We start from the raw sequence: 21,257 nt of genomic DNA, 5'->3' as shown, positions 1-21,257 counted from the left end.
GACCCGCTCCGATCCGCTCCGGCACATCGGGACCCTCAACAAGGATACCAGCATGACCGCATCGTCCATCGGTACTCCAGAGCAGCTTCGCGATCCCGACTACACCCCACCGCTCAGCCGCGCCATTCCACTGGGTATCCAGCACGTCATGGCGATGTTCGTCTCGAACGTGACGCCCGCGATCATCGTGGCCGGGGCGGCGGGCTTCGGGTTCGGGTCCAATTCGCCAGATTTTCCCGAACTGCTCTATCTCATCCAGATGTCGATGCTGTTCGCGGGCGTCGCCACGCTGCTGCAGACGATCACCCTTGGCCCGGTGGGCGCGGGTCTGCCGATCGTGCAGGGCACATCCTTCGCCTTCCTTCCGATCATGATCCCGCTGGTGGCCGGCAAGGGCGTCGATGCGCTGGCGGCGCTGTTCGGCGGTGTGGTGATCGGCGGGCTGTTCCACGCCTGTCTGGGGCTTTTCATCGGGCGCATCCGCTTTGCCCTGCCGCCGTTGGTCACCGGTCTGGTCGTGACGATGATCGGCCTGGCGCTGGTCAAGGTGGGCATCCAATACGCGGCGGGTGGCGTTCCCGCGATCGGCACGCCGGACTACGGCAGCCTGCTCAACTGGTCGGCCGCGCTGGTGGTGATCGTGGTCACGCTCGGGCTCAAGTTCTTCACCCGCGGTATGCTGTCGGTCTCCGCTGTGCTGATCGGTCTGCTGGTGGGGTATCTCTATGCGCTGGGCGTCGGCATGCTGACGGTCGAGGCGATCACCGGCTCGTGGTCGCGCTCCGCCGCCTTCGCCCTGCCGCAGCCCTTCCGGTACGGTTTCGAATTTTCCGCCGCAGCCGTGATCGGCTTTTGCCTCATGGCCTTCATTTCGGCCATCGAAACGGTGGGCGACGTATCGGGCATCACCAAGGGGGGCGCGGGCCGCGAAGCGACGGATACCGAGATTACCGGCGCCACCTACGCCGACGGTATCGGCACCGCCGTCGCCGGGGTCTTTGGCGGCTTGCCCAACACGTCGTTCAGCCAGAACGTCGGCCTGATCGCGATGACCGGAGTGATGAGCCGCCACGTCGTCACCTGCGGCGCGCTGTTCCTGATCCTCTGCGGTCTGGTGCCCAAGGTCGGCGGCGTGATCCGCACCGTCCCGATCGAAGTGTTGGGCGGTGGCGTCATCGTGATGTTCGGCATGGTCGTCGCCGCCGGCATTTCGATGCTGTCGGACGTCGACTGGAACCGCCGCAACATGGTGATCTTCGCGATTTCGCTCTCTGTGGGCCTTGGCCTGCAACTCGAACCGGGCGCCGTGCAGCACCTGCCCGACACCGCGCGCATCCTGATGACCAGCGGCCTGCTGCCCGCCGCGCTGATCGCCATCGTGCTGAACCTCGCATTGCCCCACGACCTGACCGGCGAGGCGACGGAGGAGGTCTCCGGCGGGCTGTCGGGCCAGGGCAAGGGCAGCTTGCCGCGCTGACCAAGGGATCGCCGCCTGCGCTTCTCTTGTTCAAAAATATCCCCGCCGGAGGCTCCGGCGATTGCCGCGCGCGCGATGTCTGGTATTGAACACCGGGCGACGACCTGCGCCCAGACCGACAAAGGACCCTGACCATGTACGACCTTGCCGCAACGGGCGCCTGGATCGAATTCGCCGTGCGCTGGCTGCATGTCATCACCGCGATCGCATGGATCGGGTCGTCATTCTATTTCATCGCGCTGGATCTGGGCCTGCACCGCGACCGCAACCTCGCTTCCGGCGCCGAAGGCGAGGAATGGCAGGTTCACGGCGGCGGCTTCTACCATATCCAGAAATACCTGATCGCCCCGGACCAGATGCCCGGCAACCTGGTCTGGTTCAAATGGGAAAGCTACGCCACATGGCTGTCGGGCTTTGCGCTGTTGGCGCTGGTCTATTACCTGGGGGCCGAATTCTATCTGATCGACCCCGCCGTAGCCGACCTGTCGGCGTGGCAGGCCATTGCGATCTCGGTGGCCTCGCTGGGGCTTGGGTGGCTCGTCTATGACCAGATCTGCAAATCGCGGTTCGGCAACGACAACACGCGGTTGATGCTTGGGCTTTACGTGATCCTTGTGGGCATGGCGTATTTCTATACCTCCGTCTTCACCGGGCGTGCGGCGATGCTGCACCTCGGGGCGTTTACCGCGACGATCATGTCGGCCAATGTCTTTGCCATCATCATTCCCAACCAGAAGATCGTCGTGGCCGATCTGATCGCGGGCCGCACGCCGGATGCGAAATACGGCAAGATCGCCAAGCAGCGCAGCACGCACAACAACTACCTCACCCTGCCGGTCATCTTCCTGATGCTCAGCAATCATTATCCGCTCGCCTTCGGTACTCAATACACCTGGATCATCGCCAGCCTGGTGTTCCTGATGGGGGTGACGATCCGGCACTGGTTCAATTCGCTGCATGCGCGTAGCGGGCGACCGACCTGGACATGGGCGGCGACGGTGCTGATCTTCATCGCGATCATGTGGCTTTCGACCGCGCCGATGTTTCGTGCCGATGACGATGCGGCGGCGCAGGGCGGCGGCGCGATCTTTGCCCGGGCGGCCGGGTTCGACCAGGTGCACGACATCATGCTGACGCGCTGTTCGATGTGCCACGCGGCGGACCCTGTCTGGCAGGGGCTTCTCTGGCCACCCAAGGGCGTCATGCTCGAGACCGAGCAGCAGATCGTCCGAAATGCCCGCGCGATCTATCTACAGGCGGGGATCAGCCACGCCATGCCGCCCGCCAACCTGTCCTATATCGAAGCCGAGGAACGGGCCGCGATCATCGCGTGGTACACCGCCGCGACGGGCTCCTGAACGGCGTGGGCAGCGTCCGATTCCGGTTTTAGAATCGCCGCCCGCCATGCTAGGTATAGCGGTATGGCGCATCCGAACCCCAATATCAGCGAAAACCGTCCCGTCATACGTCAGTTGGACGATGGCGCAATCAATCGCATCGCGGCGGGCGAGGTGGTGGAACGGCCCGCCTCCGCGGTCAAGGAACTGGTCGAGAACGCCATCGATGCCGGCGCGCGTCGGATCACGGTGGACTATGCCGACGGCGGCAAGACGCTGATCCGGGTCACGGACGACGGCTGCGGGATCGCCGCCGCGGATCTTCCGCTTGCCCTGTCGCGCCATGCGACGTCAAAGATCGACGGATCGGACCTGCTGGATATTCATACCTTTGGCTTTCGCGGCGAGGCGCTGCCGTCGCTTGGCGCGGTGGGCCGGCTGACCATCACCAGCCGCGTGCCCGGCGCGCAGGCCGCCGAAATTACCGTCGCGGGCGGGCAGGCGGGCGGTGTGAAACCGGCCGCGCTCAACGCGGGCACGACCGTCACGCTACGCGATCTGTTCTATGCCACGCCTGCGCGGCTGAAATTTCTGCGCACCGACCGGGCCGAGGCGCAGGCCATCGGCGACGTGGTCAAGCGGTTGGCGATGGCCGAACCCTTTGTGAGCTTCGTGCTGCGCGACACCTCGGGCGGGGGCGACGGGCGCGAGGTCTTTCGTGCACCCGCGCAGACCGGCGATTTGTTCGACGCGCTGCACGGGCGGCTTGCGACCGTGCTGGGGCGCGAATTTGCCGACAATTCACTGGCCATCGACGCCGAGCGCGAGGGACTGCACCTGACGGGCTACGCTGCCTTGCCCACCTATTCGCGCGGGTCGGCGGTGGCGCAGTACCTGTTCGTCAATGGCCGCCCGGTGCGCGACAAGCTGCTGACGGGCGCGCTGCGCGGGGCCTATTTCGATTTCCTGAGCCGCGACCGGCACCCGGCTGCGGCGCTGTTCGTCGATTGCGACCCCAGGTTGGTGGACGTGAACGTGCATCCGGCGAAATCCGAGGTGCGCTTTCGCGATCCGGGGCTGGCGCGCGGGTTGATCGTGTCGGGCCTGCGGCATGCACTGGCGAATGCGGGGCACCGCGCGTCGACCACGGTGGCCGATGCGACGCTGGGCGCGATGACACCGGAATCCCCCGGGGCGCGGATCTACCAGATGGATCGCCCCAGCGCGGGGGCGCGCCAGGCGGCCTATGACGCGCAGACGCCCGGCTTTGCCGAAACCGCCGGCATGTGGGGCCGGGTCGAGACACCGGCGCCGGCGTCGGATGAAGCACCACAGCAGACCCGCGACTATCCGCTGGGCACCGCGCGCGGGCAGGTGCACGAAAATTACATCATCGCCCAGACCGCGACGGGCATGGTCATCGTCGATCAGCACGCGGCGCATGAGCGGCTGGTTTACGAAAAGCTCAAGCGCCAGATGGCCGAAAACGGGGTTGCGGCGCAGGCGCTGCTGATCCCCGAAATCGTCGAACTGTCCTCGGGCGACTGCGCCCGCCTGCTGGATCTGGCAGAGGATCTGGCGCGGCTCGGCCTCGGGATCGAGGCCTTTGGCGGCAATGCCATCGCGGTGCGCGAAACGCCCGCGATCCTCGGCACGGTCGATGCCCGCGCGATGGTGTTCGATATCCTCGATGAATTGTCCGATCAGGACAGCAGCACGACTTTGCAGGCGCGGATCGAGGCGATCCTGAGCCGGGTGGCCTGCCACGGGTCGATCCGGTCGGGCCGCTGGATGCGCGGCGAGGAAATGAACGCGCTGCTGCGCGAGATGGAAGCGACCCCGCATTCAGGCCAGTGCAACCACGGTCGCCCCACCTACGTCGAGCTGAAACTGAGTGATATTGAACGGCTGTTCGGACGCACATGATCGAGATCGCAGGGCAGGTTTACGCATTTGACGATCCGCTGGTGATCGGGGTTCTGGCCGGGGCCGGGGTGATACTGTTGATCCTGGTACTGCTGGTCATCGCTGTGCTGCGCGCGGGCAAGACCGCTCGGATGACCGCGCCGCTGGCGCAGCAGATGGGCATCCTTGGCCAGAACGTGCAGCAATTGGGCATGGGGCAGGAACAGTTGCGCGGGGGGTTGCGGACGGTGTCGGACACGCAGGCCAACGCACAGGCGCAAGTCATCCAGGTGGTCGAATCGCGTCTTGCCGCCGTTCAGCAGCAGATGCAGGACAGGCTGGCCGACAATGCCGCCCGCTCTGCCCGGTCGCTGGCGGACATGCAGGAACGGATGAAGGAAACCCTGCACGGATCGTCGAAGCAGACCACCACCAGCCTGACGCAACTGCAGGAACGGCTGGCGGCCATCGACCGGGCACAGGACAACATCACCAAACTGTCGGGCGATGTGCTGAGCCTTCAGGATATCCTCAGCAACAAGCAGACTCGCGGCGCCTTCGGCGAGATCCAGTTGCACGACATCGTGTCCAAGGCGCTGCCGCGCGACAGCTTTACCCTGCAGGCGACGCTGTCCAACGGCAAACGCGCCGATTGCCTGATCCACCTGCCGAACCCGCCGGGGCCCATCGTGATCGACAGCAAATTCCCGCTGGAAGCCTACGAGGCGCTGCGCCGGGCCAAGACCGACTACGACACGACCGAGGCCGCCCGCGCCATGCGCACGGCGGTCAAGGCGCATATCAAGGCGATCAGCGAGAAATACATTCTGGAAGGCGAAACGGCGGATGGCGCGCTGATGTTCCTGCCGTCAGAAGCGGTCTATGCCGAACTGCACGCCAATTTCCCCGAACTGGTGCGCGACGGCTTTGCCGCCCGTGTGTGGATCGTGTCGCCAACGACCTGCATGGCCACGCTGAACACCATGCGCGCGATCCTGAAAGACGCACGGATGCGCGAACAGGCGGGCGCCATTCGCAAAACCCTCAAGCTGTTGCACCGGGATGTGGAGATCGTGGTCAGTCGAGTGGACAAGCTCAACACCCATTTCGGGCAGGCGCGGGCCGATCTGGACGGCATCACCACGGCCGCCGAGCGCGCGGGCAAACGGGCCGCGCGGCTCGACAATTTCGATTTCGAAGAGATCAGCCCCGAAGACGCGTCGCAGGTCGTGCCCCTGTCAAAGCCTGCCGGCTGACGGCCGCGCCGCCGGCAAGATCAGATGATCCGCACCTGCGTGCCCACCGGCGTGATCGCGAACAACTCTTCGATCTTCTCGTTGTAAAGGCCGATGCAGCCATCGGACGACCGTCGCCCGATCTTGCGCGTGTCATGTGTGCCGTGGATCAGGTAGGCGGGCCAGCCCAGGTACATCGCGTGCGTGCCCAGCGGATTGCCAGGGCCCGGCGGCATGTATTTCAGCTCGGGATTGCGTTCCATCATGCTGGCCGTTGGGGTCCAGTCCGGGCCGACGCGCTTGCGGATGATTTCCGTATATCCGCGCTTGGTCAGCTCGTCCGTCATCGGAACGGAGGTTGGATAGATGCGGTAATCGCTTGCGTCCGAATTCCAGTAATGCAGCGCCCGCGACACCGTATCCGCCACTATCGCACCCTTGCCCAGATCATCGAAGTGATCGCGCCAGTCCTGAGTGATGAAGCTTGAGATATTGTGACGCACGCCTTCCGCGTCGGCCTCGGGCCGGTCTTGCGCAAATGCGGTCGTCGAAACGAAGGGCGCGGCCAATGTGCCCAGCACAAAGCCGCGTCTGGAGAGGATGGTCATTTATCACTGCCTTCTTGTCTGCCTCGGGTCGATGCCCCGTGGCTAACGCGCGGCCAGGGGACTTGGCCACACACAAGCACGTGATATATTCGTTATTCTGAATAGCTTTCCGGCAAGCGGTCAGATCCGCAAAAACCGCTGTGCGATCTTGGGCAAAAGGCCGTCGAACTGCAGCGGCGCATCGGTCACCGCAAGGCAGATGCAATCCTCGTGGATGTCGGCCACGGGTGTGTGATGCAGATCGCTGTCGGCGATTTCGACGTCGCCGCGGGCGAAATAGTCGTCCTCGTCCTGAAACGCGCCCTGAAGGACAAGCGTCATTTCCTGCCCTCTGTGGCCGTGATCGGGCATCGCCGCGCCTGCGGGAATGTGCAGCAGACGTGCGGTGGCGCCCTTGGCCGTGGGCAGAATCGCCTGACGCACACCCATGCCGACGGGCCGCCATCTGACGTTCTCCAGCCCACCGCCCACGTAATCCTGCACCGGGCCGGGCAGAACCGCGTCCTTCGACCGTTTTACGGTGATCTGTTCGACCGGTCCGCCGGCGATCAGCGCCATCGTGGATCTGAGGCTCTGCGCGTCCATCCGAACGGGCGTGTCATCAGCATCGGCAGTGCCGCTCAGATGCTCAAGCACTTCGCCGCCCAACGCATCAAACGTCATCGCCTGGGCGCGACAGGTGTCGCACAGAGACAGATGCGCCGCGACGATCAAATTGAACGCTTCGGGCAGATTGCCGGCGGCATAATCCATCAACGTCGCGTCGTTCAGGTGGTGTTTGATCTTTTGTGTCATTTGCTCGTTACTTCATGTCATTGCGTGGCGCAGACGCTCTAGCGCCAGTCTCAGTCTCGATTTGATCGTGCCCAGCGGCAGACCGGTTTCCGAGGCGATTTCGCTGTGGGTCAGTTCCCCGAAATACGCCAGTTTGATCAACTCTTTCTGTGCTTCTGGCAGATCGGCCAAGGCCTTGCCCAAAAGCTCCGTATCTTGTTGCAGCGCCACGACGTCTTCCTGGTCGGGCTCCGCTTCTGGCCCCCAGGGCAGGTCGTCGGGTTCCGGCCTGCGCTGGCGGCGCAGAATGTCGATGCGGCGGTTTCGCGCAATCGTGAAGATCCACGTCGCCACCGATGCCCGCGAGGCATCGAACATGCCCGCCTTGTGCCAGCAGGTCGCCATGACGTCCTGCGCGCATTCCTCCGCCAGCGACGCATCTGCGCCGGACTTCATCAAGAACCCCTTGATGCGGGGCGCGAAATGCCCGAACAACTCCGCAAACGCGGCACGGTCCTTGTGATCGCGGATGCGGATCATGTGACCCACCCACAACAGCCTTTTCGCATCCGCTTCGTTTCTATCGTCCTTGCTCACGTGTCTTTTCTTATCAATTCCGACGAAACCCATGGCACAGGGCTGCCCGGCGGCGCCGGAGCGGCCCATCGTTGGTTTCTGATGTGTTTCTAGACCCGCTAACATGTACTGATTACGGCCCCGATGCGAAAGCGGATCAAAAAATAATAGTTTGCCCCATTTACATCCAGTCGGCGCGCGTCACCGTAACAGTCATAACGAACAAAAACACGGAACGAGTGCACATGCCTTTTGAAGCGCTGACTGTTGATCAGCATCCCCCGAGCATCAAGCCGGGTCTTTCCAGAAAAATCGCGGTGATCGGGGCTGGTATTTCCGGCATGGGCGCTGCCTATATGCTCAGCGACGATCACGACGTGACCTTGTTCGAGGCGGAGCCGCGCCTGGGCGGCCACGCGCGCACCGTGATGGCCGGCAAGGCCGGTGATCAGCCGGTCGATACGGGGTTTATCGTGTTCAACTACGCCAACTATCCGCACATGGCGGCGCTGTTTGCCGAGTTGGACGTGCCGGTCGTAAAGTCGAACATGAGCTTTGGCGCGTCCATCGGGGGCGGCAAGCTTGAATATGCGCTGACCTCTCTGGATGCGTTGTTTGCCCAACGGATCAATGCCGTGAACCCGCGGTTTCTGGGCATGGTGCGCGACATCTTCCGGTTCAACAAGAACGCCTTGCGCGTGGCCTCGCAGAACCCGACGCTGACGGTGCGGGAATTCCTGGCGCAATTGGGGGCGGGTGACTGGTTCCGTGATTTCTATCTTCTGCCGCTGTCAGGGGCCATCTGGTCCACGCCCACGGAACGGATCATGGACTTCCCGGCCTATGCGATGATCCAGTTTTTTGAAAATCATGCGCTGCTCAACACCACGGGACAGCATCAGTGGTACACGGTGGAGGGCGGATCGACCCAATATGTGCAGCGCCTCGAAGCGCGGATGGTGGCGCGCGGCGTGACGCTGCGGCTTGGCTGCCCGGTGCAGTCGGTCACACGCGACGCCGGCAAGGTACAGATCAAGGCATGGGGCGCCGACGCCGAGACATTCGACGAGGTGATTTTCGCCACCCATTCCGACGACAGCCTGCGCCTGCTGGGCGATCCGTCGGCACAGGAGCAAAGCGCGCTGGGTGCCATCGCCTATCAGCCGAACGATATCGTCCTGCACGCCGATACGTCGATCATGCCCCGGAAACGCCAGACATGGGCAAGCTGGGTCTATACCGAGGACAGCACGGTGAAATCCGAACGCATCGACCTGACCTATTGGATGAACTCGTTGCAGCCGATCCCGATGGACGACCTGCATTTCGTCACCCTCAACAGCAAGCGGACGATCCGCGAAGAGTTGATCTACGATCAGGTCACACTGCGCCACCCGGTCTACGATCTGGCGGCTCTGGCCGCGCAGGAGCGGTTGCGCGCCTTTAACGGTGCGCAGAACACCTGGTTCTGCGGTGCATGGATGAAAAACGGCTTTCACGAAGACGGTCTGTCCTCGGCGGTGGATGTCGTGGACGCCATCCAGGGCACCAACGTCCTGTCGGTCGCCGCCGAATGACGGCAACCGTCGATCATATCGCAGGCCAGACGTTTCATGGGCGCAAGGGAGCGGTGCAGAACGCCTTTCGCTATTCGGTCGACTACGTCTTGCTGGATGCCGAGGCGGAGCTTCGCACGCCGCGGCTTTTCAAGCGCAATGGTGGCGCGCTGACATCGGTGCATGACCGCGACCACGGCGGCGCGCCCGGTCAGGGACGCGGCGCGGTGTGGGTGCGCGAGGTTCTGGAGCAGCATCAGATTGCCGGCGTTGGACGGATCGAGCTTTTGGCGCAGCCGCGGATGTTGGGACACGTGTTCAACCCGGTCAGCTTTTGGCTCTGCCGTCGGGCCGATGGTGCGCTGATCGCGGTGATCGCGGAGGTGTCGAACACTTTTGGCGATCGGCACAGCTACCTGTGCCACCATACCGACCTGTCGCCCATCGCGGCCAGCGACACGCTGCATGCGACCAAGATCTTTCACGTCTCGCCCTTTCAACCGGTCGAGGGCGGTTATGCCTTCCGCTTCGATATCTCGGCGGATCGCATCGGTATCTGGATCGATTACAGCCAGGGAAACGGCGGCTTGATCGCCACGCTGACGGGCAAGCGCGCACCGCTCAGCAACGGGTCCATCCTGCGCTCGGCGCTGCGACGGCCCTTCGGCGCGCGGCGCGTGCTCGCGCTCATCCACTGGCAGGCGCTGGTGCTGTGGTGGAAAGGCGCGGGGTATCGCCCCCGCCCGGTTCCGCCGGCCAAAGACGTGTCTCGCGGATGACACATGCCGCCGCCGGCCCCGCGCGACTGCCCGCCTATTCGCTGTTTGCCGCCCTTTTGGCGGCCGCCGGGCTTCCGATCTATATCCACGCGCCGAAATTCTATGTCGATGAATATGGTGTGTCGCTGGCGGCGCTGGGCACGGTGCTGTTCGGGTTGCGCCTGCTGGACGTGGTGCAGGACCCGCTGCTGGGCCGCTTGTCCGAGATGTTTCGCGACCACCGGGCCGGGGCCGTGACACTGGGCTGCGGGGTGATCGCACTGGCAATGCTGGGGCTTTTCGCGGTGCCGCCGTTGCTGCCGCCGCTGGTCTGGTTCGGCGTGATGCTGACGCTCGTGTTCTCCGCCTTCAGCTTTCTGACGATCAATTTTTACGCCCAGGGCGTGATCAAGGCGGGCCGGCTTGGGGGGAAGGGGCACCTGCGCCTGGCGCGCTGGCGCGAAACCGGCGCGTTGTTGGGGGTTTGCGCGGCCTCTGTTGCACCGGTGGCGCTGGGCGCGGTGATGGGCGCGCCCTTTGCAGGGTTCGCGGCTGGGTTTGCGGTGCTGGCCGTGGCCGCGGGCTGGTCGATGCGCGCGGAGTGGAGCAGCAAGGGCGCGCCGCCCTCGACCGGGTTTGCCACGGTGCTGCGCGATCCGCTGGCGCGGCGGCTGCTGATCATCGCGCTGCTGAACGCGGCGCCGGTGGCCGTCAGTTCGACGATCTTCCTGTTTTTCGTGGAAAGCAGGCTGGAGGCACCTGGATACGAGGGGCCGCTGTTGCTGGTGTTCTTCTTGTCCGCGGCCCTTGCCGCCCCCGCCTGGGGCGCGCTTGCAGAAAGGGCAGGGGCCAAGCGCGTACTTATTTCGGCGATGGCACTGGCGATCGTCGCCTTTGGCTTTACATTGCTGCTTGGGCCGGGCGACTGGCTGGCCTTCGGCGTGATCTGCGTCGCCTCGGGCGCGGCGCTCGGTGCCGATCTGACGCTGCTGCCTGCGATCTTCGCGACGCGGATGGAGACCATATCGCCCTCCGCCGCCGAAGGCTTCGGACTGTGGTCGTTCGTATCCAAGCTGACGCTGGCGCTTGCGGCGGTGACCCTGTTGCCCGCGTTGGAGCAGGCAGGCTTCGAAAGCGGGGCTGCGGACAATCCGCAACAGGCGTTGTGGCTGCTGACACTTCTGTACGCGGCCCTGCCCTGCGTTCTCAAACTGGCGGCGATCGCGCTGCTGGCCATCACTAATCTGGAGGAGACCTGAGTTTTGGGTGTAGTTGGTTCATTCGGTCTTGGCGCCTTGGCAATGCTGATGCTGGTCTGGGCACGCAGCCGATTCTGGGGATTCCGGTCGCAGCGCCCAGACGAATACCTGGATGGCGATCCGCATTTCGACGTGCGGGAACGGCTGAATGGCATCACCCTGTGCGAGGGCGTGATCTATGGCCCGCTGGGGCGGGTCAGCAGCCGCTTCGTCGCGGAGTTCGAGGGGGAATGGACCGGCAACCGGGGCGTGATCAAGGAGCGGTTCCGCTACGACGATGGCAGCACGCAGGATCGCGAGTGGCATCTGGACGTGGACGACACCGGCGCGATCAGCGCGACGGCGCCGGACGTCGTGGGCGAGGGCAAGGGCCGCCAGTCGGGCGCGACCGTACAGTTGAAATACCGCATCCGTCTGCCCGAAAACTCGGGCGGGCACGTGCTGGACACGGTGGATTGGATGTACATGACCCCCAGCGGCACCATCATGAACCGGTCGCAATTCCGCAAATTCGGCATTCAGGTCGCGGAACTGGTCGCGACCATCAGACCAAAGGAAGCATCATGACCGATTGGGCCGGCAAGCATTACTGGCTGGTGGGCGCGAGCGACGGGCTTGGCGCGGCGTTGGCGCACAAGCTGAGCCGTGTGGGCGCGCGCGTCACCGTATCGGCCCGGTCCGAGGACAAGCTGAGCGCGCTGGTGGAGGCGCTGCCGGGTCCGGCCGGGTATCAGGTGGTCGACGTGTCCGACAACGACAGCGTGATCGCGGCAGCCAAGGCCGTCGGAGAGATCGACGGCGTGGTGTACCTGGCCGGGGTCTATTGGCCATTCGGCGCCAAGGCGTGGAACGCCGATCAGGCCAACGCGATGGCCGACATCAACTTTACCGGTCTGATGCGCGTGATGGGACAGGTCGTGCCTGGCATGGTGGAACGCGATTCCGGCCACATCATGATCACCAGCAGCCTGACGGGATTTCGCGGCCTGCCCGGATCCATCGGATACACCGCGTCAAAGGCGGCCACGATGTCGCTGGCGGAGTGCATGTATGCCGACCTGCGAAAGACCGGAATCAAGGTCCAGGTCGCCAACCCCGGTTTCATCAAGACGCAACTGACCGACAAGAACGACTTCAGGATGCCGTTCCTGATGACGCCCGACGTGGCGGCTGAGCATATGTTCGATCAGATGAGCGGCGATAGCTTCAAGAAAAGTTTCCCCTGGCTGTTTTCGCTGCTGTTCAGGGGCAGCCAGTTCCTGCCCGACTGGCTTTATTTCCGGATCTTCAGCTAAGCGTCAGGCCATCCGGCGGCGTCGCCTGCGGCGACATTACATGCTTGATCTGGGACATGCGGCATCCGTCACACCCGCGCCAGATGCGTGTCGAAGGTGGCGCGGGCGCGTGTCCAGACGCTGCTGTGGGGATCGTGAAGCGCGAGGAGCGTGGGCAGGAGCTGTTCGGCGTAATCCTGCGAGCTTTCCAGTGGCAACATCGACGGCAGATTGTCGATTGCAGTGACATCGAGCGGCGGGGTGTCGTGGACCCGCAGCGCGGGCGCGTCCCACGTGGTCGTGCGGTCATACACCTTGATCGGGGAAAAATCGCTGTCGGGATCGCAGGCGATATCGCCGATCACCGTGAGCTTGCGGGGGCTGTGGGGCGTGGACGGCGGCACAAAGACCGGCGTGCCGGGCCGCGCGAGGATGCAGTTGAAGAACAGATCATGCGCCAGGATTTCGGGAAACGGCCCGCCGTGTGCGGTTTCCGCCATGTCCCAGCAGGTCGTGGGCACACCCATCGCCGTGCACAGATCCGCAACACCCTGACCCACGCGTCCCAGCGCACCGATGATCAGCGCGATCGGGCGATGCGCGCCCAGGCCCACCAGTTCGCCCTGAAGATCGGCAAGCATGTGGGTGGAGCTGTCGTAGGGCCGGACCGGTGTCGCGATGCCCTGCCGCTGCTGCGCCGTCCAGCATTTCAGCGCCACCGCCGCGCCCGCGTATCCCGCCCAGTATCCGAATGCGGCCACCCGGCGGCCCGTGTCATCCAGCAGGTATTCCAGATCGTAGAGCGCACCGCCCCCGGCCCGGAACCGCCGCAAGAGGCGCAGGCCTGCGGGTTGCCCCTTGAACGCGTGGCCGAACATGATGTGGCGATGCACCAGCGGACTGTCCTCTTCGGGCAGTTCCTTGAGGCCGAAAACGAATGCGTCGCGGGGTGCGTCGGGCCAGCTGTGGCCGGGGACCATCCTGCAACCGGTGCGGATATAATCCGCGTCGGGGATCACCCGCGTGGGCGACCGTTCGACCGTGACGTCGATCCCCGCCTGCATCAGCGTCTGTACACCTTCGGGGGTGACGCCGACGCGGGCTTCGTTGTCGCGCTGTTCGGCCCGGACCCACAGATGCGTCATACCCGGATCATCCCGCCTTCGATCGCGGCCTGCACCGACGCGCGGGAGATCATGCGCCGCTGAAAGGCCGCGAATTTCGGATAGGAAGCGATATCGACATCATCGCCGCGCAGCCAGGTGCTCACCACGAACAGATAGGGGTCGGCCAAGCTGAAATCCTCGCCCATCACGTAATCGCCGCGCAGGGCGTGCTGTTCGATATGCGCGGCGCTGTCGGCCATCGTCCGCGGCACGGTCGCGGCCATGTCCGCGTGGCTTTCGGGTGCGCTGGCCCACCGGCTGCCGCGCATCTTGTGGGCGTGGTTCACGTGCATGGTGGAGGCGAGGTAGTACATCACGCCGCGCATATGCGCCGCGTCGCCGGCGTCGCGCGGGACCAGCCCCGCGTCGGGGGCGATCGCCGCGATATAGTCCAGCACAGCGCCGGTTTCGGTCAGGACCTGTCCGCTGTCCGCCTCGAGCGCGGGCACCCGGCCCTTGGGATTGATCGCCAGGTACTCCGGCTTGGTCTGCGCCGCCGACCGGAAATCGACCGCGATGGCCTCGAAGGGCAGATCCGCTTCGTGCAGCGCGATCACGACCGCGATGGAAATGGTGCCGGGGGCGTAATAGAGGCGCATGATCGGTGTCCTTTCGGGATGACGTCAAAGATGGGTCTGGGCGTGGTGACGATCCGGCGTGTCCAGATGCGGCACGGCGTTGAACATCGCGGGCGCCCAGGTTCCGGCAATGGGATAGAGCCGGTGCAGCGAGGTGTTGAAGATCGCCAGGGCCATGTTGGCCATCGCCGGTATCCCCAGCCCCAGCGTCAGCCGCATCGCCATGGAAATCAACCCGCCCGACGTGACGACCAGCGCTGGCCCCTCGCCGGCGGCGATGTCGTCGAGCGCCGATCTGACCCGCTCCTCGAAGGCGGAAAACGGTTCCGGCGCGGCGCGGATGCGATCGTTCTGCCAGGCGTCGAACACCTTGGGCAGATGCGCCACGAATCCTTCGCGCTCGGTCGGGATATCCAGCCCGTGTTCGGCCTGCATCGCGGCGGCGAGGGTAAAATACTCAAGCTCGTTCAGGCGGGCGTCGCGGGTGGCGGCAAGGCCGGTCGCCATGGCATCGGCGGTTTCGATATGGCGCGTCAGCGTCCCGGTATAGAGGCGCGCGTGATGCGGCCCGTTGGCGCGCAGATGATCGCCCAGCCAGGCCGACTGCTGGTGGCCCAGGGGGCTGAGCCGGTCATAGCTGGCCTCGTCCCGGGCGGTCGAATTCGCCTGGCCGTGGCGGATCAGGGTGATGTGCGACATAGGTCTGCCTTCAGTGGTTCGGTCTTTAGTAGGCGAGGTCCGCGCAGGTGGAAAGGGCGGGTGCCTCCGGCGGGGATATTTGGGAACAAAAGAAGCCGATAGCGGCTGGCGCGCGCCGATCGGAAACGAGGTGGCGCAAATTCGGGCCATCGTGTCGGGATTGAGCCCCCTGCACAGCCGCGCGCAATTGTATAGACTGGTGCCAAGACAGTGCAGGAGCGCGCCATGACCGACACAATTTCCTTTACGCTGGACGGGCAAGAGGTTCAGGCCGAGGCCGGGACGACCATCTGGGAGGTCGCCAATGGTCGCGGGCTGGTGATCCCGCATCTGTGTCACAAGCCGGCACCGGGATATCGGCCCGACGGCAACTGCCGCGCCTGCATGGTCGAGATCGAGGGGGAGCGGACGCTGGCCGCGTCGTGCATCCGCGAGCCCGCGCAGGGCATGGTCGTGACCACGCAGTCCGCACGGGCCGAAACCGCGCGCAAGATGGTGATCGAGATGTTGCTGGCCGACCAGCCGGAGCGGGCCCGTGCGCATGACGCGTCAAGCCATCTGTGGGACATGGCCGCGATGAACGGCGTATCGGAGAGCCGCTTTCCCAAGTTGGAGGAGGGGCGTATCCCGTTGCTGGATGACAGCCATGTGGCGATGTCCGTGAACCTGGACGCCTGTATCCAGTGCGGGTTGTGCGTGCGCGCCTGCCGCGAGGTGCAGGTCAACGACGTGATCGGGATGTCCGGTCGTGGCCACGACAGCTTTCCGACCTTCGACATGGGCGATCCGATGGGGGACAGCACCTGTGTGGCCTGCGGCGAATGCGTGCAGGCCTGCCCCACGGGCGCGCTTATGCCTGCCACGGTCCTGGACGACGCGCAGGTCGGCGACAGTGCCGATTTCGACAGCGAAGTCGACAGCATCTGCCCGTTCTGCGGGGTGGGTTGTCAGATCTCGCTCAAGGTCAAGGACGGCAAGATCAAATACGTCGAGGGCATCGACGGCCCCGCGAACGAAGGGCGGCTTTGCGTCAAGGGGCGCTTTGGCTTTGACTATATCCACCATCCGCATCGCCTGACCACGCCGTTGATCCGCCGCGAGGATGCGCCGGCCAAGGGGCTGAACGTCGATCCCGGCAACCATGCCGACGTGTTCCGCGAGGCGACCTGGGACGAGGCGCTGGAGTTCGCGGCGCGCGGCATGAAGGGGCGCGGCCGCGAAATCGCGGGCTTTGGCAGCGCGAAATGTACAAATGAAGAGGCCTATCTGTTCCAAAAGCTGATCCGGCAGGGGTTTGGCCATAACAACGTCGATCACTGCACGCGGTTGTGTCATGCCTCCTCCGTCGCGGCGCTGATGGAGAACGTGGGGTCGGGCGCGGTGACCGCCACCTTCAACGAGATCGAGAACGCCGATGTGGCGATCGTGATCGGCGCCAACCCGACCGAGAACCACCCTGTCGCGGCCACCTATTTCAAGCAGTTCGCGAAACGCGGCGGCAAGCTGATCGTGATGGATCCCCGGGGCCAGGCGCTCAAGCGGCACGCCAGCCACATGCTGCAGTTCCGTCCGGGTGCGGACGTGTCCATGCTGAATGCGATCATGCATGTGATCGTCGAAGAAGGCCTGTACGACCAGCAGTATATCGAGGCCTATACCGAGAACTGGGAGGCCGAAAAGGCGCATCTCACAGACTTCACGCCGGAAAAGATGTCGCAGATCTGCGGCATCGACGCCGATGTGCTGCGCGACGTGGCGCGGACCTTTGCGGGCGCGAAGGCGGCGATGATTTTCTGGGGGATGGGCATTTCGCAGCATATCCACGGCACCGACAATTCGCGCTGCCTGATCTCTCTGGCGCTGATGACCGGGCAGGTGGGCCGCCCCGGCGCGGGCCTGCACCCCTTGCGCGGACAAAACAACGTGCAGGGGGCCTCGGACGCGGGCCTGATCCCGATGTTTCTGCCCGACTATCAGCCGGTGACGGACGACGGCGTGCGTTCGGCATTTACCAAGGTCTGGGAATCGGCGGATTTCAGCAATGAGAAGGGCCTGACCGTGACCGAGATCATGGACGCGGTGCATGAGGGCAAGATCAAGGGCATGTACATACTGGGCGAGAACCCGGCCATGTCGGACCCGGATGTGGAGCATGCGCGCGATGCGCTGGCCAAGCTCGACCATCTGGTGGTGCAGGACATATTCCTGACCGAGACGGCGAATTACGCCGACGTGATCCTGCCCGCCAGCGCCTTTGCGGAAAAGGCGGGCACCGTGACCAATACCAACCGCCAGGTGCAGATGGGCCGCCCCGCCGTGCCACCGCCGGGCGACGCGCGCGAGGACTGGTGGATCGAGGTGGAACTGGCCAAGCGGCTGGGCCTCAACTGGACCTACACCAGTCCGGCGGAGGTGTTTGCCGAAATGAAGCTGAACATGAAGTCGCTCAACAACATCACCTGGGAACGGCTGGAGACCCAGGGGGCCGTGACATATCCGTCGCTGTCGCCGGAAGATCCCGGCCAGGCGATCGTCTTTGGCAACGGTTTTCCGCGCCCCGATGGCCGCGCGCGGTTCACGCCTGCAAGCATCATCGCGCCCGACGATGTGCCCGATGCGGACTATCCGATGATCCTGACCACGGGTCGCCAGCTTGAACATTGGCACACCGGTTCGATGACCCGCCGCGCCAGCGTGCTTGACGAGCTTGAGCCCGAGGCGAACTGTTCGCTGCATCCCTCGACCCTGCGCAAACTGGGTGTGGCACCGGGCGAACACGTTCGTCTGACGACCAAGCGCGGGTCGATCAGCATCATGGCGCGCGAGGACCGCGCGGTCGCCCCTGACATGGTGTTCTTGCCGTTTGCCTATGTCGAAGCTGCCGCGAACATCCTGACCAACCCGGCGGTGGACCCCTATGGCAAGATCCCGGAGTTCAAGTTCTCCGCCGTGCGCGTCGAGGCGGAGACGCAGACGGTGGCGGCGGAATAGGGCGGGGGGGCACGCCTGCCCGGACAGGGCACTGCCACCGCGCGTTATTTGATCGCCGTCACGACGTGCGCGCGGATTCCGGCCGACACGGTGCCCGAACCATGCCGCCGCTCGACCTCGGCGGTGGCGACATCGGTGACATGCTCCAGCAGATCCCGGTCGCGGGCTTCGATCTCGGTTCGAAGCGGGGTGCCCTGGCAATAGGCAATCGCCGCGTGTCTCGGTGACGGGGCGGTGCTGGTTTTCTCCACGGTGTCGATCGAGATGTCGGAAAACCCGGCGCGGGCCAGATCGGCGCGTATGGCGTCGTGGTCGAAATACCCGTGCGGCGTACGGGCCAGGAACCGGGGCGGATCGTCGGGAAAGACCCGCGCTGCCGCATCGGTGACGGCAGCCGCGAGTTCGTTCGATTCGATGCGGTCCCAGACGCTGAAGATATAGGTTCCGCCGCGCGTCAGGACCCGCGCGGCTTCGGTATGGCCTTTGGCCTTGTCGGGGAAAAACATCACGCCGTACTGGCAGATCACCACCTCGAAGCTGTTTTCGGCGAACGGCAGATCGAGGGCATCCGCCTGACGCCACTCGATGGCATGGCCGGGCTCCTGCCGCCGGGCGGCATGATCCAGCATCGGTTGGTTCAGATCGGTGACGACATACCGGGTATCTTCGTGCAGCCGTCCTGCCAGGGCGCGCGGGACGACGCCGCTGCCGGCTGCGATTTCCAGGACGGACCTGGGCGCAATCGCGGCGACGCGGTCGGCAAGATCCACGGCGTATTCGTCAAAGATCAGCGGCACCAGGTAGGTGTCGTAGAATTCGGGAATGGACCCTGCGAAATCCGTGTCGGTCGAAGTCATGTCATACCCCTCTTTTCGCGGATCACACCGGCGGCGGTTCACAGCCTCCGGGCCGATCGAACCTACACAGCCGCCAAACAGTACCACGAAACCACCCATCAAACTATTGGTCGCAAGGGCCTGTCCGGTGCCGCGCGGGGCCGGTTCCCTTCGCCGCGATCGCTGCTATTGTGGGCTTTCTTCACCAGCGGCAGCGACCGGCTGGAACGGGGCACTGCATATTCGGTACGCAGGGCACCTGTCGCGCGCCCTGTGCTTTCGCATTCAATGGCCGCTCGGGAATCTTCCGCCGGCGTGGCGGCGTCAACAGGAGTCAAGCGATGATAAATCCCACCCGTTTCCTTTCCGACCTTCATCATCTGCGCTCCTTCGGGCCTGCGGGTGTGGGCAAGGGCGTCGTCCGCCCCGCCTATTCAGACGCCGATGTCGCGGCGCGCGACTGGCTGGCCGGGCGCATGCGCGACGCCGGCCTGACTGTGCAGATGGATGGTATGGGCAACCTGTTTGGGCTGGCCGACGCACCGTCGTTGCTGATGGGGTCGCATTCGGACAGCCAGCCGGAAGGCGGGTGGCTGGATGGTGCGCTGGGCGTGATCGCGGCGCTTGAGATCGCGCGCGCCAGCCGCGAGGCCGGTGGGCCGCCGGTCTCTGTTGTTTCGTTTCAGGATGAAGAGGGCCGCTTTGGCGTGACCACCGGCAGTGCGGTTTGGTCCGGGCACCTGGGCCAGAACGAAGCGGATGTGCTGACCGATCATGCGGGCGTGGCGCTGGGCGACGCGCGCAAGGCGCTGGGCGACCGTGTCACCGGCCCCGTCGATCCGTCGCAGTTCACCGGCTTTATCGAGATGCACATCGAACAGGGACCGACGCTGGACAAAAGCGGAGAGCAGATTGGCGTCGTGACCGATATCGTCGGTATTCGCGATATGAAGATCACATTCGACGGTCAGCAGAACCACGCGGGCACGACGCCGATGCATCTGCGGCGCGATGCGTTTCAGGCGGTCAGCGCCTTCAACACCGCCCTGAACGATCGGTTCCGCAACGTGGTCACGCCGCAAACGGTCTGGACGATTGGCCACGTGTCGCTGCACCCCAATGCATCCTCCATCGTTCCGGGGCGCGCGGTTTTCTCGATGCAGTGGCGCGACGGCGACAGCGATCGATTGCTGCGGATGGAGGGTATCATCCGCGATCTGGCGGCGCAGGTGGCGCAGGACAGGGGGCTGGGCCTGAGCTTTGGGCCGCTTCTGGGGCTGGAGCCGGTGGCCATGGACGGCCGCCTGCGCCGCGCGCTTGAACAGGGGGCCGAAGCGGTGGCGCCGGGCAACTGGCGGACGATGCCGTCGGGTGCGCTGCACGATGCGACGAACGTGTCGCGCCTCATGCCGGTGGCGATGCTCTTTGTGCCGTCCATCGACGGGATCAGCCACGCGTTCGAAGAGGACACCGCCGAAGACGATCTGATTGCCGGGGTGCAGGTTCTTGAACGGGCGGTTCAGGCGCTGACGTGATCGGCGCGGGCATAGCCCCGGCGCAAGGCCATTTGACGGTAGGTGTCGGCGGCGTGCGACGCCTCGCGCAGGTTGCCGTAGCAATTGAGCACCATGCGCGGCTTGCCGCCCTGAACGCCCCATTCGCGCAGCACCGAGACCTCTGAAAAGAGGTTCATCGCGATCTCGACCCGGTAGAACGACGGGGCGCGCGCGCGGCCAAGACGGTAAAGCAGACAGTCGAGCATGGCGCGAATCGTAGCGTCACCGCGGCGCCCCTTCAACGGGAATATGCCGGGTCGCCCGACCGTCGGCGCGATTGGTCCCCGGTCAGCTTGCCGCTTTCATGTCCTTGGGCCCGCCCGTCGCGGGATCCGTGCCGATATAGGGCAGGCCGGCCGATTTCCACGCGCCGAACCCGCCCTCCAGATGGGCCACGCGGTCCACCCCCGCGGCCAACATCATCTGCGCCACTTTCTTGGACCGGATGCCCGAGCCGCAATGCAGCACGATGCGTTGCCTTGACCCGGTCGGCAGATGGCCCGCGTCAAAGCTTTGCATCGGGGCCAGAAGCGCGCCGCGGATCCGCTCCAGCGCGAATTCCTGCGGGGTGCGCACGTCGATCAGGACGATCTCGTTGCGCGCCATCGCGGCGGACACCTCCTGCGGGGTCATGTTGTCGAGCGTGCCATTCTCAAGTGTCTCGGATTTCAT

Annotated in this window: 20 protein-coding genes; 11 read left to right on the top strand and 9 right to left on the bottom strand. The window is 64.7% G+C overall.

What is annotated here, in order from left to right; all coding sequences use genetic code 11:
• Positions 1 to 52 precede the first annotated feature (52 nt).
• The 4 genes from FDT80_RS08600 to FDT80_RS08585 all read left to right on the top strand — a co-directional run bounded on the left by FDT80_RS08600 (position 53) and on the right by FDT80_RS08585 (position 5,975).
• The gene (locus FDT80_RS08600; RefSeq protein ID WP_138661879.1) at positions 53 to 1,477 is read left to right on the top strand and encodes a uracil-xanthine permease family protein; all 1,425 of its coding nucleotides are present in this window, start codon (positions 53 to 55) and stop codon (positions 1,475 to 1,477) included.
• 134 nt (positions 1,478 to 1,611) lie between these two features.
• A complete protein-coding gene (locus FDT80_RS08595; RefSeq protein ID WP_138661878.1) occupies positions 1,612 to 2,835 on the top strand; it encodes a urate hydroxylase PuuD in 1,224 nt (407 codons plus the stop codon).
• A gap of 63 nt (positions 2,836 to 2,898) precedes the next feature.
• Positions 2,899 to 4,740, top strand: a complete 1,842-nt coding sequence (mutL, locus tag FDT80_RS08590) for a DNA mismatch repair endonuclease MutL (protein WP_138661877.1) — start codon at positions 2,899 to 2,901, stop codon at positions 4,738 to 4,740.
• Positions 4,737 to 5,975, top strand: coding sequence for a DNA recombination protein RmuC (locus FDT80_RS08585; protein ID WP_138661876.1), 1,239 nt, complete (start codon positions 4,737 to 4,739; stop codon positions 5,973 to 5,975). The genes mutL and FDT80_RS08585 overlap by 4 nt, the downstream gene beginning before the upstream one ends.
• A gap of 20 nt (positions 5,976 to 5,995) precedes the next feature.
• Here FDT80_RS08585 and FDT80_RS08580 read toward each other — a convergent pair whose 3' ends face one another.
• From FDT80_RS08580 to FDT80_RS08570, 3 genes are all read right to left on the bottom strand, one after another.
• Entirely contained in the window at positions 5,996 to 6,562 is a 567-nt protein-coding gene (locus FDT80_RS08580; RefSeq protein ID WP_138661875.1) for a L,D-transpeptidase, read from the bottom strand.
• Between the two features lie 120 nt (positions 6,563 to 6,682).
• Positions 6,683 to 7,357 carry a ChrR family anti-sigma-E factor gene (locus tag FDT80_RS08575; RefSeq protein ID WP_138661874.1) on the bottom strand — a complete coding sequence of 225 codons (675 nt, stop codon included), beginning with the start codon at positions 7,355 to 7,357 and terminating at the stop codon, positions 6,683 to 6,685.
• Positions 7,358 to 7,369: 12 nt separating this feature from the next.
• Positions 7,370 to 7,876: a sigma-70 family RNA polymerase sigma factor gene (locus FDT80_RS08570; RefSeq protein ID WP_246039933.1), complete on the bottom strand. Its 507-nt coding sequence runs from the start codon at positions 7,874 to 7,876 to the stop codon at positions 7,370 to 7,372.
• Positions 7,877 to 8,157: 281 nt separating this feature from the next.
• Here FDT80_RS08570 and FDT80_RS08565 point away from each other — a divergent pair, with 281 nt between their 5' ends.
• Genes FDT80_RS08565 through FDT80_RS08545 form a run of 5 tightly spaced genes read left to right on the top strand, consistent with a single transcriptional unit; the run spans position 8,158 to position 12,780 of the window.
• Positions 8,158 to 9,489, top strand: a complete 1,332-nt coding sequence (locus tag FDT80_RS08565) for an NAD(P)/FAD-dependent oxidoreductase (RefSeq protein ID WP_138661872.1) — start codon at positions 8,158 to 8,160, stop codon at positions 9,487 to 9,489.
• Positions 9,486 to 10,247 carry a DUF1365 domain-containing protein gene (locus FDT80_RS08560; RefSeq protein ID WP_138661871.1) on the top strand — a complete coding sequence of 254 codons (762 nt, stop codon included), beginning with the start codon at positions 9,486 to 9,488 and terminating at the stop codon, positions 10,245 to 10,247. The genes FDT80_RS08565 and FDT80_RS08560 overlap by 4 nt, the downstream gene beginning before the upstream one ends.
• Positions 10,244 to 11,485 carry an MFS transporter gene (locus tag FDT80_RS08555; RefSeq protein ID WP_138661870.1) on the top strand — a complete coding sequence of 414 codons (1,242 nt, stop codon included), beginning with the start codon at positions 10,244 to 10,246 and terminating at the stop codon, positions 11,483 to 11,485. The genes FDT80_RS08560 and FDT80_RS08555 overlap by 4 nt, the downstream gene beginning before the upstream one ends.
• A gap of 42 nt (positions 11,486 to 11,527) precedes the next feature.
• The gene (locus FDT80_RS08550; RefSeq protein WP_138661869.1) at positions 11,528 to 12,052 is read left to right on the top strand and encodes a DUF3833 family protein; all 525 of its coding nucleotides are present in this window, start codon (positions 11,528 to 11,530) and stop codon (positions 12,050 to 12,052) included.
• A complete protein-coding gene (locus FDT80_RS08545) occupies positions 12,049 to 12,780 on the top strand; it encodes an SDR family NAD(P)-dependent oxidoreductase (RefSeq protein ID WP_138661868.1) in 732 nt (243 codons plus the stop codon). The genes FDT80_RS08550 and FDT80_RS08545 overlap by 4 nt, the downstream gene beginning before the upstream one ends.
• 68 nt (positions 12,781 to 12,848) lie before the next feature.
• Here FDT80_RS08545 and FDT80_RS08540 read toward each other — a convergent pair whose 3' ends face one another.
• The 3 genes from FDT80_RS08540 to FDT80_RS08530 are packed head-to-tail and all read right to left on the bottom strand — an operon-like array spanning position 12,849 to position 15,202.
• Entirely contained in the window at positions 12,849 to 13,904 is a 1,056-nt protein-coding gene (locus FDT80_RS08540) for a saccharopine dehydrogenase (RefSeq protein ID WP_138661867.1), read from the bottom strand.
• Entirely contained in the window at positions 13,901 to 14,524 is a 624-nt protein-coding gene (locus FDT80_RS08535) for a glutathione S-transferase family protein (protein ID WP_138661866.1), read from the bottom strand. The genes FDT80_RS08540 and FDT80_RS08535 overlap by 4 nt, the downstream gene beginning before the upstream one ends.
• Positions 14,525 to 14,548: 24 nt before the next feature.
• Positions 14,549 to 15,202 carry a histidine phosphatase family protein gene (locus FDT80_RS08530; protein ID WP_138661865.1) on the bottom strand — a complete coding sequence of 218 codons (654 nt, stop codon included), beginning with the start codon at positions 15,200 to 15,202 and terminating at the stop codon, positions 14,549 to 14,551.
• Between the two features lie 225 nt (positions 15,203 to 15,427).
• On the opposite strand from FDT80_RS08530, the gene fdhF reads away from it, so the two are divergent.
• Complete coding sequence (gene fdhF, locus FDT80_RS08525) at positions 15,428 to 18,193, top strand: formate dehydrogenase subunit alpha (protein WP_138661864.1); 2,766 nt, start codon at positions 15,428 to 15,430, stop codon at positions 18,191 to 18,193.
• 44 nt (positions 18,194 to 18,237) lie between these two features.
• Here the strand turns inward: fdhF and FDT80_RS08520 are convergent, their stop codons facing one another.
• Positions 18,238 to 19,050, bottom strand: a complete 813-nt coding sequence (locus tag FDT80_RS08520; protein WP_138661863.1) for a class I SAM-dependent methyltransferase — start codon at positions 19,048 to 19,050, stop codon at positions 18,238 to 18,240.
• Between the two features lie 320 nt (positions 19,051 to 19,370).
• Between FDT80_RS08520 and FDT80_RS08515 the strand changes: the two genes are divergently transcribed.
• Complete coding sequence (locus FDT80_RS08515) at positions 19,371 to 20,564, top strand: Zn-dependent hydrolase (protein ID WP_138661862.1); 1,194 nt, start codon at positions 19,371 to 19,373, stop codon at positions 20,562 to 20,564.
• Here FDT80_RS08515 and FDT80_RS08510 read toward each other — a convergent pair.
• Both FDT80_RS08510 and FDT80_RS08505 read right to left on the bottom strand, forming a co-directional pair.
• The gene (locus tag FDT80_RS08510; protein ID WP_138661861.1) at positions 20,549 to 20,791 is read right to left on the bottom strand and encodes a WGR domain-containing protein; all 243 of its coding nucleotides are present in this window, start codon (positions 20,789 to 20,791) and stop codon (positions 20,549 to 20,551) included. The genes FDT80_RS08515 and FDT80_RS08510 overlap by 16 nt on opposite strands.
• Positions 20,792 to 20,873: 82 nt before the next feature.
• A complete protein-coding gene (locus FDT80_RS08505; protein WP_138661860.1) occupies positions 20,874 to 21,257 on the bottom strand; it encodes a rhodanese-like domain-containing protein in 384 nt (127 codons plus the stop codon).

Source organism: Sulfitobacter sabulilitoris (genome assembly GCF_005887615.1).
GTDB lineage: Bacteria > Pseudomonadota > Alphaproteobacteria > Rhodobacterales > Rhodobacteraceae > Sulfitobacter_E > Sulfitobacter_E sabulilitoris.
This window is presented reverse-complemented; position numbering and strand designations above follow the sequence as displayed.